19 protein-coding genes are annotated in these 19,507 nt (G+C 59.8%); 1 reads left to right on the top strand and 18 read right to left on the bottom strand.

What is annotated here, in order from left to right:
* Window positions 1-3: 3 nt before the first annotated feature.
* The 14 genes from AC0IXS_RS22980 to AC0IXS_RS22915 form a co-directional block, all read right to left on the bottom strand.
* Window positions 4-753: a DUF1190 domain-containing protein gene (locus AC0IXS_RS22980; protein ID WP_122689414.1), complete on the bottom strand. Its 750-nt coding sequence runs from the start codon at window positions 751-753 to the stop codon at window positions 4-6.
* Between the two features lie 27 nt (window positions 754-780).
* Window positions 781-1,206: a DUF350 domain-containing protein gene (locus tag AC0IXS_RS22975; RefSeq protein WP_004884514.1), complete on the bottom strand. Its 426-nt coding sequence runs from the start codon at window positions 1,204-1,206 to the stop codon at window positions 781-783.
* Window positions 1,207-1,219: 13 nt separating this feature from the next.
* Window positions 1,220-1,882: a YjfK family protein gene (locus tag AC0IXS_RS22970; protein ID WP_057410521.1), complete on the bottom strand. Its 663-nt coding sequence runs from the start codon at window positions 1,880-1,882 to the stop codon at window positions 1,220-1,222.
* The gene (locus AC0IXS_RS22965; protein ID WP_122667577.1) at window positions 1,879-2,904 is read right to left on the bottom strand and encodes an ion channel; all 1,026 of its coding nucleotides are present in this window, start codon (window positions 2,902-2,904) and stop codon (window positions 1,879-1,881) included. Before AC0IXS_RS22965 ends, AC0IXS_RS22970 begins: the two co-directional genes overlap by 4 nt.
* A 73-nt stretch (window positions 2,905-2,977) precedes the next feature.
* Window positions 2,978-3,544: a rhomboid family intramembrane serine protease gene (locus AC0IXS_RS22960; protein ID WP_057410523.1), complete on the bottom strand. Its 567-nt coding sequence runs from the start codon at window positions 3,542-3,544 to the stop codon at window positions 2,978-2,980.
* A 30-nt stretch (window positions 3,545-3,574) separates the two neighbouring features.
* Complete coding sequence (locus tag AC0IXS_RS22955) at window positions 3,575-4,282, bottom strand: PspA/IM30 family protein (RefSeq protein WP_025994373.1); 708 nt, start codon at window positions 4,280-4,282, stop codon at window positions 3,575-3,577.
* Between the two features lie 26 nt (window positions 4,283-4,308).
* Window positions 4,309-4,962: a YjfI family protein gene (locus AC0IXS_RS22950; protein ID WP_057410525.1), complete on the bottom strand. Its 654-nt coding sequence runs from the start codon at window positions 4,960-4,962 to the stop codon at window positions 4,309-4,311.
* Window positions 4,963-5,206: 244 nt separating this feature from the next.
* Complete coding sequence (gene pepN, locus AC0IXS_RS22945) at window positions 5,207-7,873, bottom strand: aminopeptidase N (protein WP_191955056.1); 2,667 nt, start codon at window positions 7,871-7,873, stop codon at window positions 5,207-5,209.
* 12 nt (window positions 7,874-7,885) lie between these two features.
* Window positions 7,886-8,722 carry a DUF2797 domain-containing protein gene (locus AC0IXS_RS22940; RefSeq protein WP_163033495.1) on the bottom strand — a complete coding sequence of 279 codons (837 nt, stop codon included), beginning with the start codon at window positions 8,720-8,722 and terminating at the stop codon, window positions 7,886-7,888.
* On the bottom strand, window positions 8,719-8,979 hold the full coding sequence (locus AC0IXS_RS22935; protein WP_004884522.1) for a YeaC family protein: 261 nt from the start codon (window positions 8,977-8,979) through the stop codon (window positions 8,719-8,721). Before AC0IXS_RS22935 ends, AC0IXS_RS22940 begins: the two co-directional genes overlap by 4 nt.
* A 28-nt stretch (window positions 8,980-9,007) precedes the next feature.
* Window positions 9,008-9,880, bottom strand: a complete 873-nt coding sequence (locus tag AC0IXS_RS22930; protein ID WP_057410527.1) for a rhomboid family intramembrane serine protease — start codon at window positions 9,878-9,880, stop codon at window positions 9,008-9,010.
* On the bottom strand, window positions 9,877-10,848 hold the full coding sequence (locus AC0IXS_RS22925) for a metallophosphoesterase (RefSeq protein ID WP_004884524.1): 972 nt from the start codon (window positions 10,846-10,848) through the stop codon (window positions 9,877-9,879). Before AC0IXS_RS22925 ends, AC0IXS_RS22930 begins: the two co-directional genes overlap by 4 nt.
* Window positions 10,848-11,738 carry an NAD(+) kinase gene (locus AC0IXS_RS22920; RefSeq protein WP_004884525.1) on the bottom strand — a complete coding sequence of 297 codons (891 nt, stop codon included), beginning with the start codon at window positions 11,736-11,738 and terminating at the stop codon, window positions 10,848-10,850. Before AC0IXS_RS22920 ends, AC0IXS_RS22925 begins: the two co-directional genes overlap by 1 nt.
* A 96-nt stretch (window positions 11,739-11,834) precedes the next feature.
* The gene (locus AC0IXS_RS22915; protein ID WP_122667580.1) at window positions 11,835-12,920 is read right to left on the bottom strand and encodes a GGDEF domain-containing protein; all 1,086 of its coding nucleotides are present in this window, start codon (window positions 12,918-12,920) and stop codon (window positions 11,835-11,837) included.
* 331 nt (window positions 12,921-13,251) lie between these two features.
* On the opposite strand from AC0IXS_RS22915, the gene AC0IXS_RS22910 reads away from it, so the two are divergent.
* A complete protein-coding gene (locus AC0IXS_RS22910; RefSeq protein WP_057410529.1) occupies window positions 13,252-14,235 on the top strand; it encodes a DUF1853 family protein in 984 nt (327 codons plus the stop codon).
* Here the strand turns inward: AC0IXS_RS22910 and AC0IXS_RS22905 are convergent.
* The 4 genes from AC0IXS_RS22905 to AC0IXS_RS22890 form a co-directional block, all read right to left on the bottom strand.
* Window positions 14,201-15,481 carry an arsenic transporter gene (locus AC0IXS_RS22905; RefSeq protein ID WP_057410530.1) on the bottom strand — a complete coding sequence of 427 codons (1,281 nt, stop codon included), beginning with the start codon at window positions 15,479-15,481 and terminating at the stop codon, window positions 14,201-14,203. The genes AC0IXS_RS22910 and AC0IXS_RS22905 overlap by 35 nt on opposite strands.
* Window positions 15,481-16,689: an MFS transporter gene (locus AC0IXS_RS22900; protein ID WP_057410531.1), complete on the bottom strand. Its 1,209-nt coding sequence runs from the start codon at window positions 16,687-16,689 to the stop codon at window positions 15,481-15,483. Before AC0IXS_RS22900 ends, AC0IXS_RS22905 begins: the two co-directional genes overlap by 1 nt.
* Before the next feature lie 391 nt (window positions 16,690-17,080).
* Window positions 17,081-18,427 carry an MFS transporter gene (locus AC0IXS_RS22895; RefSeq protein ID WP_057410532.1) on the bottom strand — a complete coding sequence of 449 codons (1,347 nt, stop codon included), beginning with the start codon at window positions 18,425-18,427 and terminating at the stop codon, window positions 17,081-17,083.
* Between the two features lie 120 nt (window positions 18,428-18,547).
* Window positions 18,548-19,483, bottom strand: coding sequence for a 1-aminocyclopropane-1-carboxylate deaminase/D-cysteine desulfhydrase (locus AC0IXS_RS22890; protein ID WP_449117629.1), 936 nt, complete (start codon window positions 19,481-19,483; stop codon window positions 18,548-18,550).
* Window positions 19,484-19,507 lie beyond the last annotated feature (24 nt).

The following is a 19,507-nucleotide window of genomic DNA, read 5'->3' as shown; positions in this document are numbered from 1 at the left end:
CCGTCAGCCTCCGAAACTGCTACTGCTGCTCTTGCCACCCCAACCGCTGCGCGCCGATGCCTGGCTGCCGAAGCCACCGCGCGAAACCGTCGAAGAGACCGAAGAGCCTGAGCTGGAGCCGCCAAGGCTTCGGCCCAGCGTGCTCTTGTTGTAACTGCCGGAGTTCGAACGGGCCTGGGTCGAGTTGCCGAACGTCTTGCCCCGGTCCATCTGACTGGACAATGTGGAGCCGTAATACCCGAATGTGCCACCGCCTGAATTGCGGTCATCGCGCGTCTGGTAAATCGGCTGGGAGTAGTAGCGATTGTTACCGAACCCGTTGCTCATCAGATTGCCGATCAACAGGCCTGTCAACAGGCCACTGGTCCCGCTCATCCCGGCAGGTGCCGACTGGGCCACTTCCTGATTGGCCCGGTCCAGTGCGGACTTGGGTACATTGCCCTCGAACCCCAGTTCGAAGCCACCCAATTTTGGCATGTACTTGCCATCAGACGTGACCTGGCAATAATCCGGGACGAAGTCGGCGTCGCAGGAGGCCTTGTCATCATAAGTGGGCGCAATGCGTCGGTGATCGGACAGCGCCTGCATGTAGGCATCCGAGCACACGTCCACCGGCACCTTCGCCTCGGTGCATTCCTGAACGGACTTGAAGTTGGCCTGGGCCTTGAAGTTAGGCTCGTCGCTGGAACCACAGCCTGAAATGGCCAGAGGCAGCGTGCTGACAAGTACCCATTTTACTGAACTGCGTCTCATCGATAGTCTCCTTGACCGTCGCTGCTGTCAGACCGAAGGGGTCATGCAGGCTGCGTTGAGGAGACCGACGCTGATCGCGACGCTGGCCGAGTAGATCGCCGCAGCCGTTTCGCCCTTGGCAATGCGCGTCGACAGCCCTTTGAGCACCACGCTGGTGACGCCAAACGCGGCCAGTTGCACCACGGCTGCGATCACCACCCAGACGATCACGTCCAGAATGCTGATGCTGTACGTGATGATGTTACTGGCTGGCAGCGCGAAACCGATCAGCGAACCACCCAGCGCCAGTGCGGCGGCGCTGTTGTTCTCGCGGATCAGCGCGAATTCCTTGTGCGGCGTGATGCGGCTGTAGATGAACTGGAACAGGGCGAACAGGATGGCCGCCACCAGGATGTACATCACAAAACCGAACACCGCAGTGGCGTTGAGCGACATACGAAGCGCGTCGATCATGAGGATTTCCTTGTCATAGAACGTTGATATCAGTGGATTGCAGCGTCACGCCAACCGCGGTGGTGAGGGTGATTTCACCCTCCTCGTCTTCCTCGACCGAGAACAGCAGGAACTCCCGACGATTGATCAGGCCTGTCTCACGGGCGTACAGCATGCTCAGGTGTTTGACGCGATAAGTGCCGTCAGGGCTGACGACGTCTTCGTCCAGCGGCGTCAGCTCGGTCTGTCCCGTTTCGGTTCCCCACTGCCGTTCGAAGACTTCACCTTCGTGCTCGTATGTCGGCAGCCCGATCTTCGACGCAGGCCCGGTCAGACGCAGCAACTCGTCCTTGCTGGTGATCGGCGAGGTACTGTAATAGCCGAACAGGATGATGTCCTGAATATCTTCGGGAGCCGGGCCATTGGTGACCACCTGCAGAAAGTAATCTTCGTTATCCAGATAGAAACGCTGAAGCGCCATGGACTGACCGAGGTCGATACGACCGACCGACCAGACCTTTTCGTCGCCGGGAATGACCACATAGGAATGCCCGTCGAGCAGCATCTTCAGCGAGCTGTCCAGGCACAGCATCCGTCCGGAGGCCAGGCCCAGTGGACTGGAAAAACCCGTCGTTCCGTTGGCACTGGCCGACGTCTTGGGCGCTTCCAGCCCCATGGCACGTTTGAACCAACTCATAGCGCATCTCCTTGAAGCCGACTGGAGGCAATGTAGAAAATTTCCCCACCGTGTACAGGTACATCATTGGCGGGATTGATCTGAAACTGCGCCACGGCAGAGGTTCGATAGCCAATCAGCGTGGCGTTGAAATCCTGACGCAGGCGCATGTAAAGGTCGCCGCAGGATGAGGTGTAATTGTCTGGCAGCACGTGGCGGAACTGCGTGGCGCCCTCGCCGATGCACAGCAACTCGGTGATCACCGAACTCGAGCCCGGGTCCTGAGACGAACGCACCAGCATTTCGATGGCCATGTTCGAGGTGCACTCAAGTTCAGGGGCGTAGGTTCTGGCCAGCGCCGCCCGTTCGGAGTTGTTGAAATGCGCCACGACATGCCCGGTAGGCCCCAGACTCTTGAGCGTCAGCACGATTGCCAGGGTCAGACTGTCGGACTGGGTGTGCACCAGAATCCGTTGCGCGCCGATGGCTCCGGCACGCAGCAGCACGGTTGGCGAGTCCAGCGAGTCGCCCTTGATGAACGAGGCACGACCCGGCATCGGGTTTTCCGTGATGATCGAGTCACAGATCACCAATCCTGTGCGGCTGGTGGTCGTGTCCTGGCCGAGCAGCTCGACGATGCGTTCGCTGGTCTCACCGTCCCAGCCGACGAGTAAGGTGTGGCCGGTGAGAGCCGAGCAGTCGCCCTGTCCTTTCATGTTTCTTCTCCAGATGTCACCGACCGAAGTCGACGCCTTGCCAATGACGGTCGTCAGCAAGGCGATACCGCCCAGCATGATCCAGGTGGTGGTAATGAGCTTTCCCCACTCTGACTTGGGCGACAGATCGCCGTACCCGACCGTGGTCGCCGTCGTGAGGTAGAAGTAGGTGAAATCGACACCCTGAACCAGGTGTTCCTCGCCCGCCAGCGTCAACAGCAGCCAGGAGACGATGTAGTGCGTCAACAGCAGGACGCCGATACCGGCCCAGCCAAATCGTTCGAAGAACACCGAGGCGTGACGCCGAAGTAACAGCAACAGGGTCATGCGTGCAAATCCATGATTCAGGTTCCCTTCCAGACGGGTCGGCAACGACGACCCACAATCCACAGCATGCCCTTCAAACCACTCGGGTGGTTTCACTCTGTAACGTTTTCGAATGCATCAGCCGGGCGACGATGACACCCGCAATCGCGCCGGCCAGGTGCGACTCGAATGAAATACCCGGCATGGGAACGAATCCATAGATCAGTCCGCTGTAACCGGCCAGCGCGATCATCGCCAGAAAGAGGCTGACCAGACTGCGCTGATACCACGCCCGCGCCAGTAGATAGGTCCACAGGCCGAATATCAAGCCACTTGCACCGACATGAATGCTGGAACGGCCAAACAGCCATACCAGAATGCCACCCAGTAGACAGATCAGCCCTGCGACCCAGGCGTAACGTTTCACCCCTTCGGTCGCCACCAGCCAGCTCAGCACCATGAACGGCAGCAGATTACCCAGCAGATGCCGGAACGAACCATGGATGAAAGGCGCAAAAACGATGCCCTGCAAACCGGAAACCGTACGCGGAATGATGCCGTACGTGACCAGATTGCCGGACGAGAACACATTGACGCACTGCACGGCGACCAACACCAGCGACAGTGCGAGGATGACCTTCAATCGTGCCGAAAAGCTCATCCGGTCACCTCGCCTGCATTCAATGAACGATTACTGTGCAGGCGTCTGGCTTTTGGCTTTCAGGCGCGCCAGTACGTCATCTGCACCGCCGCTTTTGGCACCAATGCCCGCTTCCTGAAGACGACGCTCCAGATCGCTGCCGTTGGACTGACCCGCCAGCTCTTCAGCGGCTTCCAGCTTGGCGTCCTGTTCGTCCTGACGCTGCTTGAGGCGAGCCAGCGAACCGACGGCTGTTTCGACCGCGCCGCTCGCGCCACCGGTCGCAGTGGCTGTTGCAACGCGGGCTTTCTGTACGGTTTCGCGCGCCTTGGCCATTTCGACCTGCTGCTTGAGGCTCTTGATGCGCGACTCGGCTTTGACGACCTGTTCCTGCAGCAGACCGACCTGCTTGCCGAACTGATCAGCCAGTTCCTTTTCCTGATCACGCAGGGCTTCGATCTCGGCGATCTTGGTGGCGCATTCCACGGCCAGCGCTTCTTCACCCTTGTTCAGGGCCTGCATGGCGCGACCTTCCCAGTTGGCGATACTGGTGGCGTGTTCTTCAAGACGCTGCGCCGAAAGCTTGTGCTTGGCCTTGATGGTGATCAGACCGTCGCGTGCCCGGACCAGCGCGCTGTCTGCGTCACGGATTTCCTGATCCAGAATACGGATGGCGTTGGCGTCGGCGATCGACTCGCCCACTTCAGAAGCACCGCCACGGACAGCGGTAACCAGTTTTTTCCAGATGCTTGTTGTCATGAATGCTTTGCTCCTGACAGGGATGTTCAGTAAATGAAGTGATCTTCGAAGGCTTCGGCCGCACGGATCACGTTGTCCGCGAGGGTCAGAATTTCCTGAACAATCACTGTGAGCGAAGACGCAGCGCTCAGCGCGCCAAACAGGCAATAGACTTCCTGGCCATCAGCCAGACTTTCGATACCGACCGAAGACAGCGGAAACAGGTCGCGACTGCGCAACACTTCGCCATTGAAGGCGGCGACATCCTTGATCTTGTTCACTTCGATCAGCGTGGCGTCGGCCAGAATCTGATCGCCCTCGACCGCGATGTAGATAGGCAGATCACCGAAGTCGGCCATGGTCAGCTTGATGCCTGCCGCGTCGCCTTCGATAACGCCCATCTCGATCCTGCCCTCAGTGACCAGATCCAGTTCGGAAAGGGCCTTTTGCAGAGAGCTGATCGTCCAGTTGGTGTTCTCGGTCATGAAATCCTCCAGTTTGATCCTGTCACCCAGAAAGGGCTGTCTTAACGCTTTCTCGATCCCCCGCAGGGCATCGACATTCTCGGGCCGTATCCAGAACTCCCGCTTGACCAGCCCGGCGTCCTTGAGTCGCAGACGCATTTCACGCATGTAGTCGGTGGAGCTCTTCGATGCCTTGGCCGGGTCAGTTGCGTTATCGCCCTTGGTTTTACGAGGCATTGGCGCTTCCCCTTGTGTATGGCCATGAAACTGATGAGCAACGTATCAGAAGTTTTCACGGCTGGATATATATCACATGTGAGATTTTTTGTAGGATTTGTCTCGATGTTCACGCGATCATTGCGCGCGTAATCTGTGGTGTCTGAAACGCTCGGTCACTCACCGCATAAAAAAGGGCCGTCCCCCGCAGCGGACAGCCCTTCTGTTCAGAGTGCCGACATCACACCCTTCATTACATCAGCCCTTATTCGACCAGACTTTTGCTCACAACTTCATACACATCCGGCGACAGCTTGCCGGAAGCAAGGATGCGTTCCAGCTCGGCCTTCATCAGTGCCTGACGGGCGCTGTCGTATTTGCGCCAGCGAGTCAGCGGGGCCAACTGGCGGGAGGCGATCTGAGGGTTGAAGCCGTTCAGCTCAATCACCAGATCCGCCAGAAACCGATAGCCAGAGCCATCCGCAGCATGGAAGTTGATCAGGTTCTGCGCGGCAAAGGCACCAATCAGGGCGCGGACCTTGTTCGGGTTCTTGATGTTGAACGCAGGATGCTGCATCAGCTCTTTGACCCGCTCCAGACCACCCGGCTGCGGACTGCCAGCCTGGACGCTGAACCACTGATCCATGACCAGCGCGTTGTCCTTGAAGTTCTCGGCGAACACGGCCAGTGCCTTGTCACGCTCTTCAGTGAACGGCGAGTTGACCAGTACCGCCAGCGCAGTCAGGCGCTCGGTCATGTTGTCGCTGGTATCGAACTGGTCGATGGTCGCGGTCAACACCTGCGGCTTGCCGCTGAGCATGAGGTACGACAGCGCAATGTTCTGCAACGCACGGCGGGCGAAATGCTCGGCCTCGGCGACATAAGGTGTGACTTTGGAAATGTCACGATTGGCCTGATAACGCGCCCACAGCCCCTCGAACAGGCTGTCCGCCAATTGCTGACGGGCGAACTCGCGCGCCGTATGAATGGCTTCGACGTCCGCCACTTCGCTGATTTCAGTCAGATAGGCCTCGCCCGGCAGCGACAGCATTTCCGCGACCATCGCCTGATCCAACTGCTCGTCAGCCAGCACGGTGCCCAGCGCTGTCACCAGACGCTGGTCCATCACCAGTGCCTGACCTTGTTGATGTTGAGCGATCATTTCCTGGAGGACCTGCACCGACAGTTGCTGACCGGCATCCCAGCGGTTGAAGCCATCGCTGTCGTGCTGCATCAGGAACATCAGTTGGTCGCGGTCGTAAGGGAAGCTCAGCTTCACCGGGGCCGAGAAGCCGCGCAACAACGAAGGCAGCGGCTTTTCAGTGACATCGACGAACGTGAACGTCTGCTCGGCCTCGGTCACCGACAGCACGCGCGTGGTACCCGTGGCTGACGCTTCGCCCGACAGGCGCAGCGCAATGTCGTTGCCCTGACTGTCCAGCAGGCCCAGTTCGACCGGAATCACAAACGGCTGCTTCTGGTCACCCGGTTGACCCGGTGTCGTCGGGCAGCTCTGGCGGAAGGTCAGGCTGTAGGTGCCAGCTGCGCTGTCATAGGACTCGCTGACTGCCAGACGTGGCGTACCGGCCTGGCTGTACCAGCGCTTGAACTGGGTCAGGTCGACGCCGTTGGCATCCTCCATCGCCTTGATGAAGTCATCGCAGGTCACTGCCTGGCCGTCATGCCGCTCGAAGTACAGATCGCTGCCCTTGCGGAAGCCGTCGGCGCCCAGCAGGGTATGCAGCATGCCGACCACTTCGGAACCCTTCTCGTACACCGTCAGGGTGTAGAAGTTGGAAATCTCGATGAAGCTGTCAGGACGCACGGCATGGGCCATCGGGCCTGCATCTTCGGCGAACTGGTGAGTGCGCAGGAACGCGACATCCTGGATGCGCTTGACCGTGGCCGAGTTCATATCGGCGGAGAAGCCTGCGTCGCGGTAGACCGTGAAGCCTTCCTTGAGCGACAGCTGGAACCAGTCACGGCAGGTCACGCGGTTGCCCGACCAGTTGTGGAAATATTCGTGGGCCACGATGGCCTCGACGCGCTGGTGAGCGGCGTCGGTGGCGGTCTCGGCACGGGCCAGTACGGCGCTGGAGTTGAAGATGTTGAGACCCTTGTTCTCCATCGCGCCCATGTTGAAGTCGTTGACAGCGACGATCATGAAGATGTCCAGGTCGTACTCACGACCATAGGTCTCCTCGTCCCAGCGCATGGACTTCTTGAGGCTGTTCATGGCGTGCTGGCACTTGTCGATGTTTTCCGGCTCGACATAGATGCGCAGGGTCACGACCCGCTGGCTCATGGTGGTGAAGGTGTCTTCGACACACCACAGATCGCCCGCTACCAGCGCGAACAGGTAGGCCGGTTTCATGAACGGGTCTTCCCAGGTCGCCCAGTGACGACCGTCTTCTTCCTCGCCGCTGGCAACCGGGTTGCCGTTGGACAGCAGGATCGGGAAGCTGTGTTTCTCGGCGCTGACGGTCGTGGTGAACTTGCTCATCACGTCAGGGCGGTCAAGGTAATAGGTGATCTTGCGAAAGCCTTCGGCCTCGCACTGGGTGCAGAACATGCCGCTGGACTTGTACAGCCCTTCCAGTGCGGTGTTGGTTTCCGGGTGGATGCGCACGGTACTGTCGACCGTGAAGCGCTCTGCCTTGGGGTGCAGGGTCAGGTGGTCTTCGGTCAGTTGATAATCGGCCGCCGTCAGCTCGACGTCGTCCAGATTTACCGACAGCAGCTCCAGATGCTGACCGTCCAGCACCAGTGGCGGCAGACCGGCACCACGCGCAGGGTTACGGCGCATGACCAGTTGCGCATGGACCAGCGAGTGATCGTCGAACAGCTCGAACGTCAGGTTCGTCTCGTCGATGAGGTACTCGGGCGCCTGATAATCCTTCAGGTAGATCATGGTCGGTTGTTCGGTGCGCATGCTGGAATCCTTTTACTGATGCACGGCCAGCTGGTAGGCCGTGTATTTGCGAATATTGATCACGCCTGTATCGAAGATCAGGTATTGGCCTTTGATCCCCAGCAGCGTGCCCTCGGCAATCGGGTTCTTGTCCAGGTTGAAGCTTACGATCTTGGTCGGATAAGCCTCGACCGGATAGCGAAACTCGACCGGCTCGGCGTTATGAAGTAATTGGATGGCTTGCAGACCGAATCGTTCTTGCAGTCCCAGCAGGCCCGCGCCGCAGGTGTCGAACAGCTCCTGACGGATGGCCTTGAGGTCCACCGGCTGGGCATCGCCCTTGAGCAAGGCGCGCCAGTTGGTACGGTCGGCCACCTGACTGCGCAGCAGGTCTTCGACAAAGCCCGACTGCTGACGCGTAGCGACCCGCAGGATCGGCAGCGCCTGGCTGGCGCCCTGGTCCAGCCAGCGGGTCGGCAACTGGGTGGAACGCGTGATACCCACCTTTACGCCCGACGAATTGGCCAGGTAGACAATGTGGTCAGTCATGCAGAACTGCTCGCCCCACGACGGATCACGGCAAGTGCCTTGGTCGTGATGGCATTTTTCCGGACTCATGATGCACACGTCGCACTGCGCCAGCTTGAGCATGCACGGGTAGCAATAACCCTGGCTGTAGCTGGACTTGGTCTTGCGACCGCAGTGGCTGCAATGAATCGCGCCCAGAAATTCCAGACGGACCGTCTTGCCGATCAGCGGGTTGACGGCGATTTCAGTGTCGCCCAGGCGAAAAGCGTACTGCACCAGCGACGAATCGTCGTCCTGGCGCACGGACATCTTGTTGACGGCGCCGCGTCCAATCTCGATCAATGGATGGCATCCGACTTGAACAGGATATTGGGCACCGGTGCCGACTTGGACGAACATTCCTGCGGGCCCATGTAACCGGTGCGCTGGTCTTCAGGCAGATTCTGCGCTTCCCAGGCGATCAATGCCTGCAGCGACAGCTCGCGCTGCTCTTGGGTCAGCTTGCGACCGTCGGACCATTTGCCGATTTCCACGGCCAGTTTCAGGCTCTCGTAGATATCCGGGGTGATGTTTTCAATCATTTCTACAAAAGACGACATGGCGCACTCCAGAAAATAGCGGGCAATTTTAGGCCTTGCGGCGCGCGAGCGCACCACCCAGCAGGCCGGTAATACAACCGATGATCAGGCCGCCGACGTGGGCACCGTTGGCGATTTCGCCAAAGCCGAGCATGCTCACCAGACCCGACAGGCACAGCACCAGCCAGATCAGCATCATCGCCAGCACGCCGCGCGGAAGGCGGTAGACAGGATTGGGCGCCAGCATCTGGAAAATCCAGCAATGGCCGAGCAGACCATAAAGCACACCGGACAGCCCACCGAACAGACTCGGACCGGACGACAGGTACTGAACATAGTTGGACACTGCCGAGAACAGCAGCGTCAGACCCAACAACTGCCAGCTGCCCTGACGAATCTCGATCCGCCGACCCAGCTCCCAGTACCACATGCCGTTCATGGCCAGGTGCAGGATGCCAAAGTGAATCAGCATGGGCGATACGATCCGCCACCACTGACCACTGGCAAGCATGTCATCCAGCGGCAGGAAGGTGGCGTAATCACCCTGAATACGGAAGTCCAGAAACGTCAGCCAGCGAATGGCTTCCAGATTGTCGCCCAGCAAGGTCAGACCGGCGACGAGCAGCGTGACCAGCAATACCAGCGCGGTCACCGGGCAACGTCGCAACTGATGCATCACACCGGGACCGCCGGTGACCGGAGCCTGGGTGCTGCCGGGCAATTGAAAGGCTTCGTCACCCTGGGGGAAGCGCTCGTACAGCTCTCGGACGTCTTGCACCAACTCTCCCGCATCCGGCACCCACAGTACCTGTTCGCCCACTTCCTCACTGACCCGATGCGGAATCTGCAAACGCTGCAAAAGGGTCACAAAACCGCTCAGGTCAGCGTTCAACGGCAGACGCAGTGCTGCAACAGGGTTCATCGTGAAACCTCGGGACGCTGTACGTCGACCCAGACAAATTTGTCCGGATCGATGTGTGTTTCCTGATCCAGTCGGTAAGCGACCAGTTTGCCGTAGAGCACGGCACTGTAATCCAGACAGGCCAGGTTCGGCCGGATGGGTGCAGGAATACCACTGCGCCAGTAATGACCGACGAACAGCATTGGCTCGTCACTGCCGTAACGCAGCAGCGCATTCTTTTCGGAAGTGGACAACGGCGTCTTGGCCACGCCCTCGGGCAGCGCGTCGGGCTGGAACACGATATCGCCGTAGGTCTGCGGATCGTCTTCCCAGAACTTGGTGCGGAAGAAGGCACGGGTGAGGCCGTCGCCACCGGTAAGGGTCAAACCGTGCGGCAGGCGCATGTCGGTACCGCGCAGCAGGCGATTGAACACATTGCTGGCAAAACTGCCGGGCACGGCCGAGGCCTGGACGAAGTGTTTATCGATGCAACCGGTGCCGTGCAGACCGCGTAGCGGATCGATCAGGGTCGCATCCCAGCAGGCATGCACCACCCTGAAACGCCCTGCATCCAGGTACAGCGGCAGCTCATAGAACCACTCGACGAAGGCTTTCCACTCATCGGGATGCTGTTCGAACTGCGCCAGCGTCTCGCCGATCAGCTTGGCGTGACGCGGCGTGTGCTCACGCACGAAACGGTGGCCGCTTTCCGGCAACGCCGGCGTAACCCAGCCCAGTGCGTTGAATTCATGGTTGCCCATGATGCAGTACGCCTGACCGGCCTGGACCATGTCATGAACGATATGCAGCGACTCACGGATGCGAGGCCCGCGGTCAATGATGTCACCGAGAAAGATCGCGATGCGTTCAGGGTGGCGCCACACGCCAGCCTGGAGGCGGTAACCGAGAAGCTCCAGCAGATGCTCCAGGGTATGAGCACACCCATGCACGTCACCGATCAGATCGTAGCCACGCGCCGGATCGATCATCAGTCGCCTCCAGCACCAAGCCGGCTGCCCCAGCCGAGCTTGGTGCGGCAGACTTCGTAGTAGTTATGGTCCAGAGGGTGAATCAGGCGCAGCTTCTGCGGTTTCTTGCTGACCGTGATGGTATCGCCGGGCGCGCAGGTGAAGTGGTTCTGCCCGTCGCAGGATACTTGCGGATAGATCGTCATGTCCTTGGCCACCACGATTTTAAGCTCGCTGTTGCCATCGACCACGATGGGCCGGCCGGACAAGGTGTGCGGGTACATCGGCACGATGACGATGGCGTCGAGTTTGGGGTGCATGATCGGGCCGCCCGCCGACAAAGCATAGGCTGTCGAACCGGTCGGGGTGGCAACGATCAGGCCGTCCGCCTTCTGGCTGCACACGAATTGGCCATCGATATAGATCTCGAACTCGATCATCCGCGTCGATTTGCCGGGGTGCAGTACCACGTCGTTAAGCGCATCGCCTTGCCCGATCGCCTCGCCATGACGGCGAACCTCGGCCTGCAGCAGAAAACGGTTCTCGACCAGATAATGCCCGTCCAGCACTTCGGCGCACTTGACCTCCAGCTCGTCGGGACGAATGTCGGTCAGGAACCCCAGGCTGCCCCGGTTGATACCCAGAACCGGCACGTTGTGCCTGGCCAACGCCCGGGCAGCACCCAACAGGCTGCCGTCACCGCCGACCACGATCACCATGTCGCAGACTTCACCGAGCATCTTGCGTGACGAGGTCTGCAGGCCGTGACCCGGCAGCACTTCGGCGATGGTCTCTTCAAGGATGACGTGAAGATGCCGGTCCAACAGGAATTTCTTGAGTCGGCGCACGGTATCGAGCACCTGAACACTGCCCAGGCGGCCGATGATGCCGATATTGCGAAATTGCTCCATGAGACTCCTGCTGCGGGTTCGAGACGGCTTGGAAAAGGGGATTATGGGCGAAAGCACCGCGCAGCGGCAAACGGACGTGCAGCAGCAGACGCCGTTTCAGGGCTCCAGGCCAGGCGATGGCACCAGAGCCTGCACCTGATCACGCTCGGGGTAGAAACGCCCTGCCGTTGAGTCAGACAGCGGCGAATTTTTCCAGAAGGCCATGTCCTTGCCTGCCCCCTTGGCCTGATACAGGTTGACGTCCGCCGTCTTTAGCACTTGAAAAGCGGTCGATTCGGCGTCGATTTCAGCCAGCCCGGCGCTGCAGGTAAAGGGGTAACCGGTCGCTGATTGCCTGATGGTGTCCAGCAGACGGCTCACATAGTCCAGCGCCTGGTGCTCGCTGCAGACCGGCAGGATCACGCCGAACTCCTCACCGCCCAGACGGCCATACGCGAGGCTGCCATCCGTTCGTTTGAGGCACGATGCCATGTATCGCAGCACGTCGTCACCGACGTCATGGCCGGACTCGTCATTGATCCGCTTGAAGTCATCAATATCCAGCATCAGAAAATAACCGGCACTTCGGGCATCCAGATGATACTCAAGCGACTCCATCAGGGCGCGGCGATTCAATATATCCGTCAGGTGATCAGTCAACGACAGTTCGCGAAAGCGGCTTTCCAGCGACAGTACATTTCTAATCGTCCGGGTGTAGGTGTGATTGAGAAGAATACCGAGGCTGGTCGATGCAATAAACAGCAGCGCGATGAATATATAAGCAACCGCGCCGGGTTCAATACCACGCGCGGGAGAGAGAATGACCCAGGAGAGCATCGTTACGACTACATAATCCCGGGTATAAACCATCAACAATGTCGACCCCAGAATAATCATCACGGCAATGGGCAGTGCCCAATTGACGCCCATGGCGCTGTTCAACTGACTGGCTCTGGCAAAACAGCAGGCGACCATGATCACGAAGAGAACGCCCGCCAGCCGCCAGACCTTGAAATTCCTTGCTCGGCATTGCACCACACAAATAGAAAGAAGCCCCAGGGTAAGCGCGACTTCCAGAACGCCGTACTGGACGCCAGGCGTCACCAACAGAACAATGACCCAGCACAGGATCGCCAGACATTGCGCAAGTGCAACGGCAGGTGAGAGAAGATTCTTTATTCGGGCCTGCATTTCAGCATTCATTGAAAACTCCAGGCCTTCCAAACCCTGATCACGACCAATATTGCCCCGTTCGCTGTACCACACTGTCAACAACGATAGGTTTTAAAACCCGCTGCCATTCAATGCCTGAACACAAGCTCACATTAAAATGCCAGCATCAAGATATGCCTGTCATTGTTACGAATCAATTGCTGCGAAAGATTTGCTACGAAGCAATTGTTACGAAGCAATGATCGCTTTGGCAGGTCTGACAGCGTGATAGTGAATTGATCGCCTGTGGTGTGAACACTATCGACCTGGCGCCTGATAAAACACTCGACCTGCCATACCCTACTCAAGCTATTCTCGATACATGACTTTATTCCCCGATCTGATCGACCTGCCGCGTCAGTTGCGACACCCTGAGGTGCGCGACCTTGCGTGGGTCATTCTGGCGCCGCCCATGCTTGATGCCACGCCCTGGCCACAACGCCATCCACTGGCGGGGAGCGACTGGGTCGAGGCGCCGCAACGACTGGCCGATTTCCTCCGTGAACTGGATCAGAACAGCCGAGAGCTGGAGTACTGGATCGCGCAGGCCTCCACTCGCCGTCTGGGGCGTTATTACGAAAGACTTTGGCAATTCGCAGTGCAGCACGCGCCGGGCGTGGAGATCATCGCCGCCAACCTGCCGATCCGCCTGGACGGTCAGACACTGGGCGAACTGGATATGCTGCTGCGCGACCGTGACGGCGTGCATCACGTGGAGCTGGCGATCAAGTTGTATCTCGGCCCGCAGGACGGCGACGGCAGCGACCCGACGCAATGGCTGGGCCCTGGCTGTCACGACCGGCTGGATCGCAAGCTGGCGCACCTGAGCCAGCATCAACTGCCGATTTCTTCACGACCGGAAAGTCGCTCGACCCTGGCAGCTCTGGGCATCGAGACATTCAGCGCCGAGCTGTGGCTGGGTGGGTATCTGCTCTACCCTTGGCCGGGGTCTGCCGATCCACCTGCCGGAGCGCATCTTCAACATTTGAAAGGCCGCTGGCTGCATCAGCGCGACTGGGAGCGGTTCATGAGCCAGAGCGAAACAGGTCGCTGGCAACCTCTGCCCCGCCACGCCTGGCTGGCACCCGCGCACTATCGACGGGCGTGGAGCAGTGAACAGTTACAGGACTGGCTGACCCAGCTCGACCCGCTGGCACCGGCGCAGCTGCTGGTGCGCCTGACCGAGAATGCCGACGGCGAGTGGGAAGAAGCCGAGCGATTGTTTCTGGTGTCGGACCTGTGGCCGAACCTGGCCGACACCAGCCATCCGTTCAACCCAATCGCACTGCCAGCGCCGCCAGTGTGATCAGCAACACCGGCAAGGTCAGCACGATGCCGACCTTGAAGTAATAACCCCAGCCGATGGTGATGCCCTTGCGTTGCAACACGTGCAGCCACAGCAGGGTTGCCAGACTGCCGATCGGGGTGATTTTCGGTCCCAGGTCGCTGCCGATCACGTTGGCGTAAATCATCGCTTCCTGAATGGCACCGGTCGCATGACTGCCTTCGATGGACAACAGACCGATCAGGACCGTCGGCATGTTGTTCATGATCGACGACAGGAACGCGGTCATCACGCCCGTGCCCATCGCCGCGCCCCAGATACCGTAACCGGCGAACCAGTCCAGCAGACTGGCCAGATAACCGGTCAGCCCGGCATTGCGCAGGCCGTAGACCACCAAGTACATGCCCAGCGAGAACACCACGATATGCCACGGTGCTTCCTTGACGACCTTGCGCGTGGAAATCGTATGGCCCTTGGCGGCGATGCCCAGCAACAGCACCGCGCAGGTCGCCGAGATCGCGCTGATCGGAATCCCCAGCGGTTCAAGTGCGAAACAGCCCACCAGCAGGATCAGCAGCACCCACCAGCCAGCCATGAAGGTTGCCCGGTCCTTGATGGTGGTTTCCGGCTTCTCAAGCTGCTCCGGATCGAAGTCATGCGGGATGTCACGACGGAAATACAGCATCAATACCGCCAGCGTGGCCGCAACACTGACCAGGTTGACCGGCACCATCACCGCCGCGTAGCGGTTGAAGCCGATCTTGAAATAATCCGCCGACACAATGTTCACCAGATTCGACACCACAAGCGGCAGGCTGGCAGTGTCGGAAATGAATCCGGCAGCCATGACAAAGGCCAGGGTCGAGGCCGGGGAAAAACGCAGCGCCAGCATCATCGCGATCACAATCGGCGTCAGGATCAGCACCGCGCCATCGTTGGCGAACAGCGCCGACACCAGTGCGCCGAACAATACAAAGAACGCGAACAGACGCCGACCCTTGCCATTGCCCCACCGCGCCACGTGCAGCGCCGCCCAGGAAAAGAAACCCGCCTCATCCAGCAGCAACGTGATGATGATCAGCGAAATGAAAGTGGCAGTGGCATTCCAGATGATGCCCCACACCACTGCAATATCGCTGAGATGAACCACGCCGGTGAGCAACGCCAGACCCGCCCCGAGCACTGCGCTCCATCCGACACTGAGCCCTTTGGGCTGCCAGATGACGAGCGTGATGGTGAACAGGAAGATCAGCGTTGCTATTAGCATCATTTAGTCCGGGGCAGAAAGATCGCGAGAATGCCAAGCAGCGGCAGATACGAACACAGGTTGTAAACGAAGAGGATGCCGTGGCTGTCGGCCAGACTGCCGAGCAAGGCTGCGCCGATACCGCCGAAGCCGAACATCAGCCCGAAGAAAAGCCCGGCAATCATGCCGACATTACCGGGTACCAGTTCCTGGGCGTAGACCACGATGGCGGAGAACGCCGACGCCAGCACGAAACCGATGATCACACTCAGCACGCTGGTCCAGAACAGGTCTGCGTAAGGCAGCGCCAGGGTGAAAGGCGCGGCACCGAGGATCGAGAACCAGATGACCGCCTTGCGACCGATCCTGTCGCCAATCGGGCCGCCGAAGAACGTACCCGCCGCCACCGCGCCCAGAAACAGGAACAGATGCAGTTGTGAGCTGGCCACGGACAGGTCGAACTTCTCGATCAGGTAGAACGTGAAGTAGCTGGTCAGGCTGGTCATGTAAAAGAACTTGGAGAACACCAGAAACGCCAGCACGGCCAACGAGGCGATCACCCGGTTTCTCGACAGACCGTGCGTGGCGGCCTGCCCGGCCTTGAGCTTGAACAGGTTCAGGTGCGCGCGATACCAGCGGCTGATCGCATAGAGCAGGCCCAGCGAAAACAGCGCGAACAGGCCGATCCAGGCCACATTGCCCTGCCCGAACGGGATGATGATCGCAGCCGCCAGCAACGGGCCGAACGCCGAGCCGGTGTTGCCACCCACCTGAAACGTCGACTGCGCCAGCCCGAAACGCCCGCCCGAGGCCAGTCGCGCAATACGCGAGGCTTCCGGGTGAAAGGTGGACGAACCGATGCCGATCAGCGCGGCGGCGAGCAGGATCAGCGGAAAGGTGCCGACCATCGACATCATCACGATGCCGATCAGGGTGCAGATAGAGCCCACTGGCAACACCAGCGGATTGGGATGGCGGTCCGTGTAATAGCCGACCCAGGGCTGCAACAGCGACGCAGTGATCTGAAACGTCAGGGTGATCAGGCCGATCTGGGTGAAACTCAGGTCATAACTGGCCTTGAGCATCGGGTAGATCGACGGCAGGATCGCCTGGATCAGGTCATTGATCAGGTGCGCGAGGGCAACCGCACCGATGATGCGCATCACCAGCGGGCTGGATTGTGGGGTTGTCGTGGCCGTCGCCGCACCTGGCTGAGCACTGGTCGCCATGGGATTCATCCATAAAAGATTTTCGGGTGTCCCCGGACGGATGATTACAAGATGTGTCACGCGTACCAGGGCGCGCCAATGTGCCATTTTTTGAAGCAGGTGTGCCACGTTTTGTTGCGTTTTTGTAAACCGGTTCAGCCGCTGGCAAGGACAAGGTATTTGAGTGATCGTGCCAATGCTCCGCGTTGGCATGCCGCTCGGGACGCTTTGCGTCCCAAAGAGTCTGATCACCGGGGTATATCTGCGTGCACGCCGGGACGCGGAGCGTCCTGAGATGCATTACCACGCGGAGCGTGGTAACGATCGGTGATCCGTGACTTGACTGATCGTGCCCATCGCTCCGCGTGGGCATGCCTCCCGTGACGCTGCGCGTCACATCCGTAAGCAGACGTTACGCATGCGTCTGGGCCGAAGCCACTGCAGCCCCGTTATCCGCAACCGCCACATCATGCAACGAAACCCTGGAAGTCTCGGGCAGGGCCAGACCGCCCACCATCGCCATCACCGCCACGGCAATCAGGTAGAACGCCGGGGACAGGTTGCTGCCGGTCGTGCTGATCAGCCAGGTCGCCATCAAGGGTGCCGTGCCGCCAAACAGCGTGTAAGCCATGTTGTAGGTGATGGCCGACGCGGTGTACCGCGTGCGGGTCGGAAATGTCTCCGACAGCAGCGCTGCCGTGACCACACCACACAATACAGCGCCGACTGCCAGCAGCATCACGCCGACAACGGACGCTGCGAACGAGCCGGAACTGGCCATCAAAAACGACGGGAACACCACCAGCATCAACAGTATGCAAGCCGTGGCCATGGTGACGCGACGCCCTACGCGGTCAGAATACGCCCCTGCCAGCGGGCAGATCGCGGCGGCAAACGCTAGGGCAATCAACGACACCAGCAACGCCGACGCCCGACTCAAGCCGCCCGCCACCTGCAGATAGGTCGCAAAATAGGTGGTGAACATATAGAACGACAGCGCCGTCAGCGACACGAACGCGCCCAGGCAACAGATAGCGCCTGCGTGGTTACGCAGGGTTTCCTTGAGCGGTGAATGAGCGACCGCGTGCTCCTTGGTGACCGCCTGGAACGCCGGGGTTTCATCCAGCTTCCAGCGCAGGTACAAACCCACCAGCCCCAGCGGCGCGGCGATCAGGAACGGCAGACGCCAGCCCCAACTGCCCATGGCTTCAGCGGACAACGAAGCCTCAAGCGCGTAAGCCACCACGGCCGCCGCCGCGAAGGCGGAAAACGTCGAGACCGGGACGAAACTGCCGTACCAGGCGCGTTGCGTGCGCGGAGCATGCTCCATCAGGTAGGCGCAGGCACCGGCATATTCACCACCCGCCGAAAAACCTTGAGCGCAGCGGATGATGGTCAGAAGAATCGGCGCGGTCACACCGATGGCGGCGTACGTGGGCAGCAAACCGATCAGTGTTGTTGCCGCCGCCATCAGCAGAATGGTCATGGCCAACGTCCGCTTGCGGCCGATTCGGTCACCCAGCATGCCGAAAAAGATGCCGCCCAACGGCCTGAACGCAAACGCAACGGCAAACACAGCGAAGGTTTTCAACAGTGCGGCGCTGGTGTCGCCGCTGGGGAAGAACTGCAAGGCGATGGTGGTGGCCAGAAAGCCATAGACGGCAAAGTCGAACCATTCGACAAAGTTGCCAATGGCAGCGGCCACGATGACTTTTCTCAGCGTGGCAGGATCCACGTGTTCTGCGGCGGTAGTTGTCATGCTGACCTCGGCGTATTGATCTGGAATGGATCGATTATCGAGACAGCGACCCGGACACCTCAGTCCAGAACAGTCATCCGCATATTCAGGGCCGACGCCTCGGCGCATTTGGTACAGGTTTCATGCCAAAGGCTCTGGCGCGGGCTTTAGCCCCATCGCACGTCTGCCCTGCAACCCACCGGTATGGACAAAAACCAGACGGGTGCCGGGCTTGAAGCGGCCAGCCAGCACTTCGTCATGCAGTGCCAGCAAGGCTTTGCCCGTATAGATCGGCTCAAGCGGCACGCCACTTTGCGTTTCACTGCGGTTTATGAACTCCAGCAACACAGTGTCAGTTCTGGCAAACGCGCCTCGGCTGGCATCGAGCAACTGCCAGCCGGGCTTGTCATCACCGATCAATGCCACAACGTTCTGCGCGACACCATGATCATCCGGCACCGCCATCGCGCCATACACCGGATGGCTACCCTGCTCGGCAATGACCAGTCCGGCCAGCGTCGTGCCGGTCCCGGCGGCCAGCCACCAGCCGTGGTAATCATCCCAACCCGATTGCCCGAGCTGACTGCCTACCAGCGACAACAGCCGTGCGCAGCCTTCGGTCCCCGGCAAACCGCCACCGCCTTCAGGAATCGGATAGAACCCGGGATAGCTCGCCTGCCAGGGGCACCAGAAACCCGCTGCATGACGCTCGCGATAACCGGCGTAACCGAGCCAGTGCAACTGCATGCCGAAGGCCTGCAAGTCGAGCACAGTTGGCGTGTCCTGCGGATGACCCCGCAACAGGCCGACGGTCGGGAAGCCAAAGCGCTTGCCCGCAGCGGCCAGCGCGTGGAGATGGTTGGAGTGGGCACCGCCCAGGCTGATCGCACCCGTTGCCCCGACGCGAACGGCCTGAGTCAGGTGCCCGATCAACTTGAACCATTTGTTGCCGCTGATCAGCGGGTCGATGAGGTCCAGACGCAAAACCTTGACCTCGACCCCGGCCTGTTGCAACCAGTCGAAGTCGAGGGGTTCAAGCGCTGCAACGGGTTGCCAGTCAAGGGCATCGCGGATCATGGTGAAGGCCGGTTATGAAACGAG

The organism is Pseudomonas sp. AC016, assembly GCF_979253365.1.
Note: the sequence above shows the minus strand (reverse complement) of the source record. Positions and strands in the feature narration are given on the sequence as shown.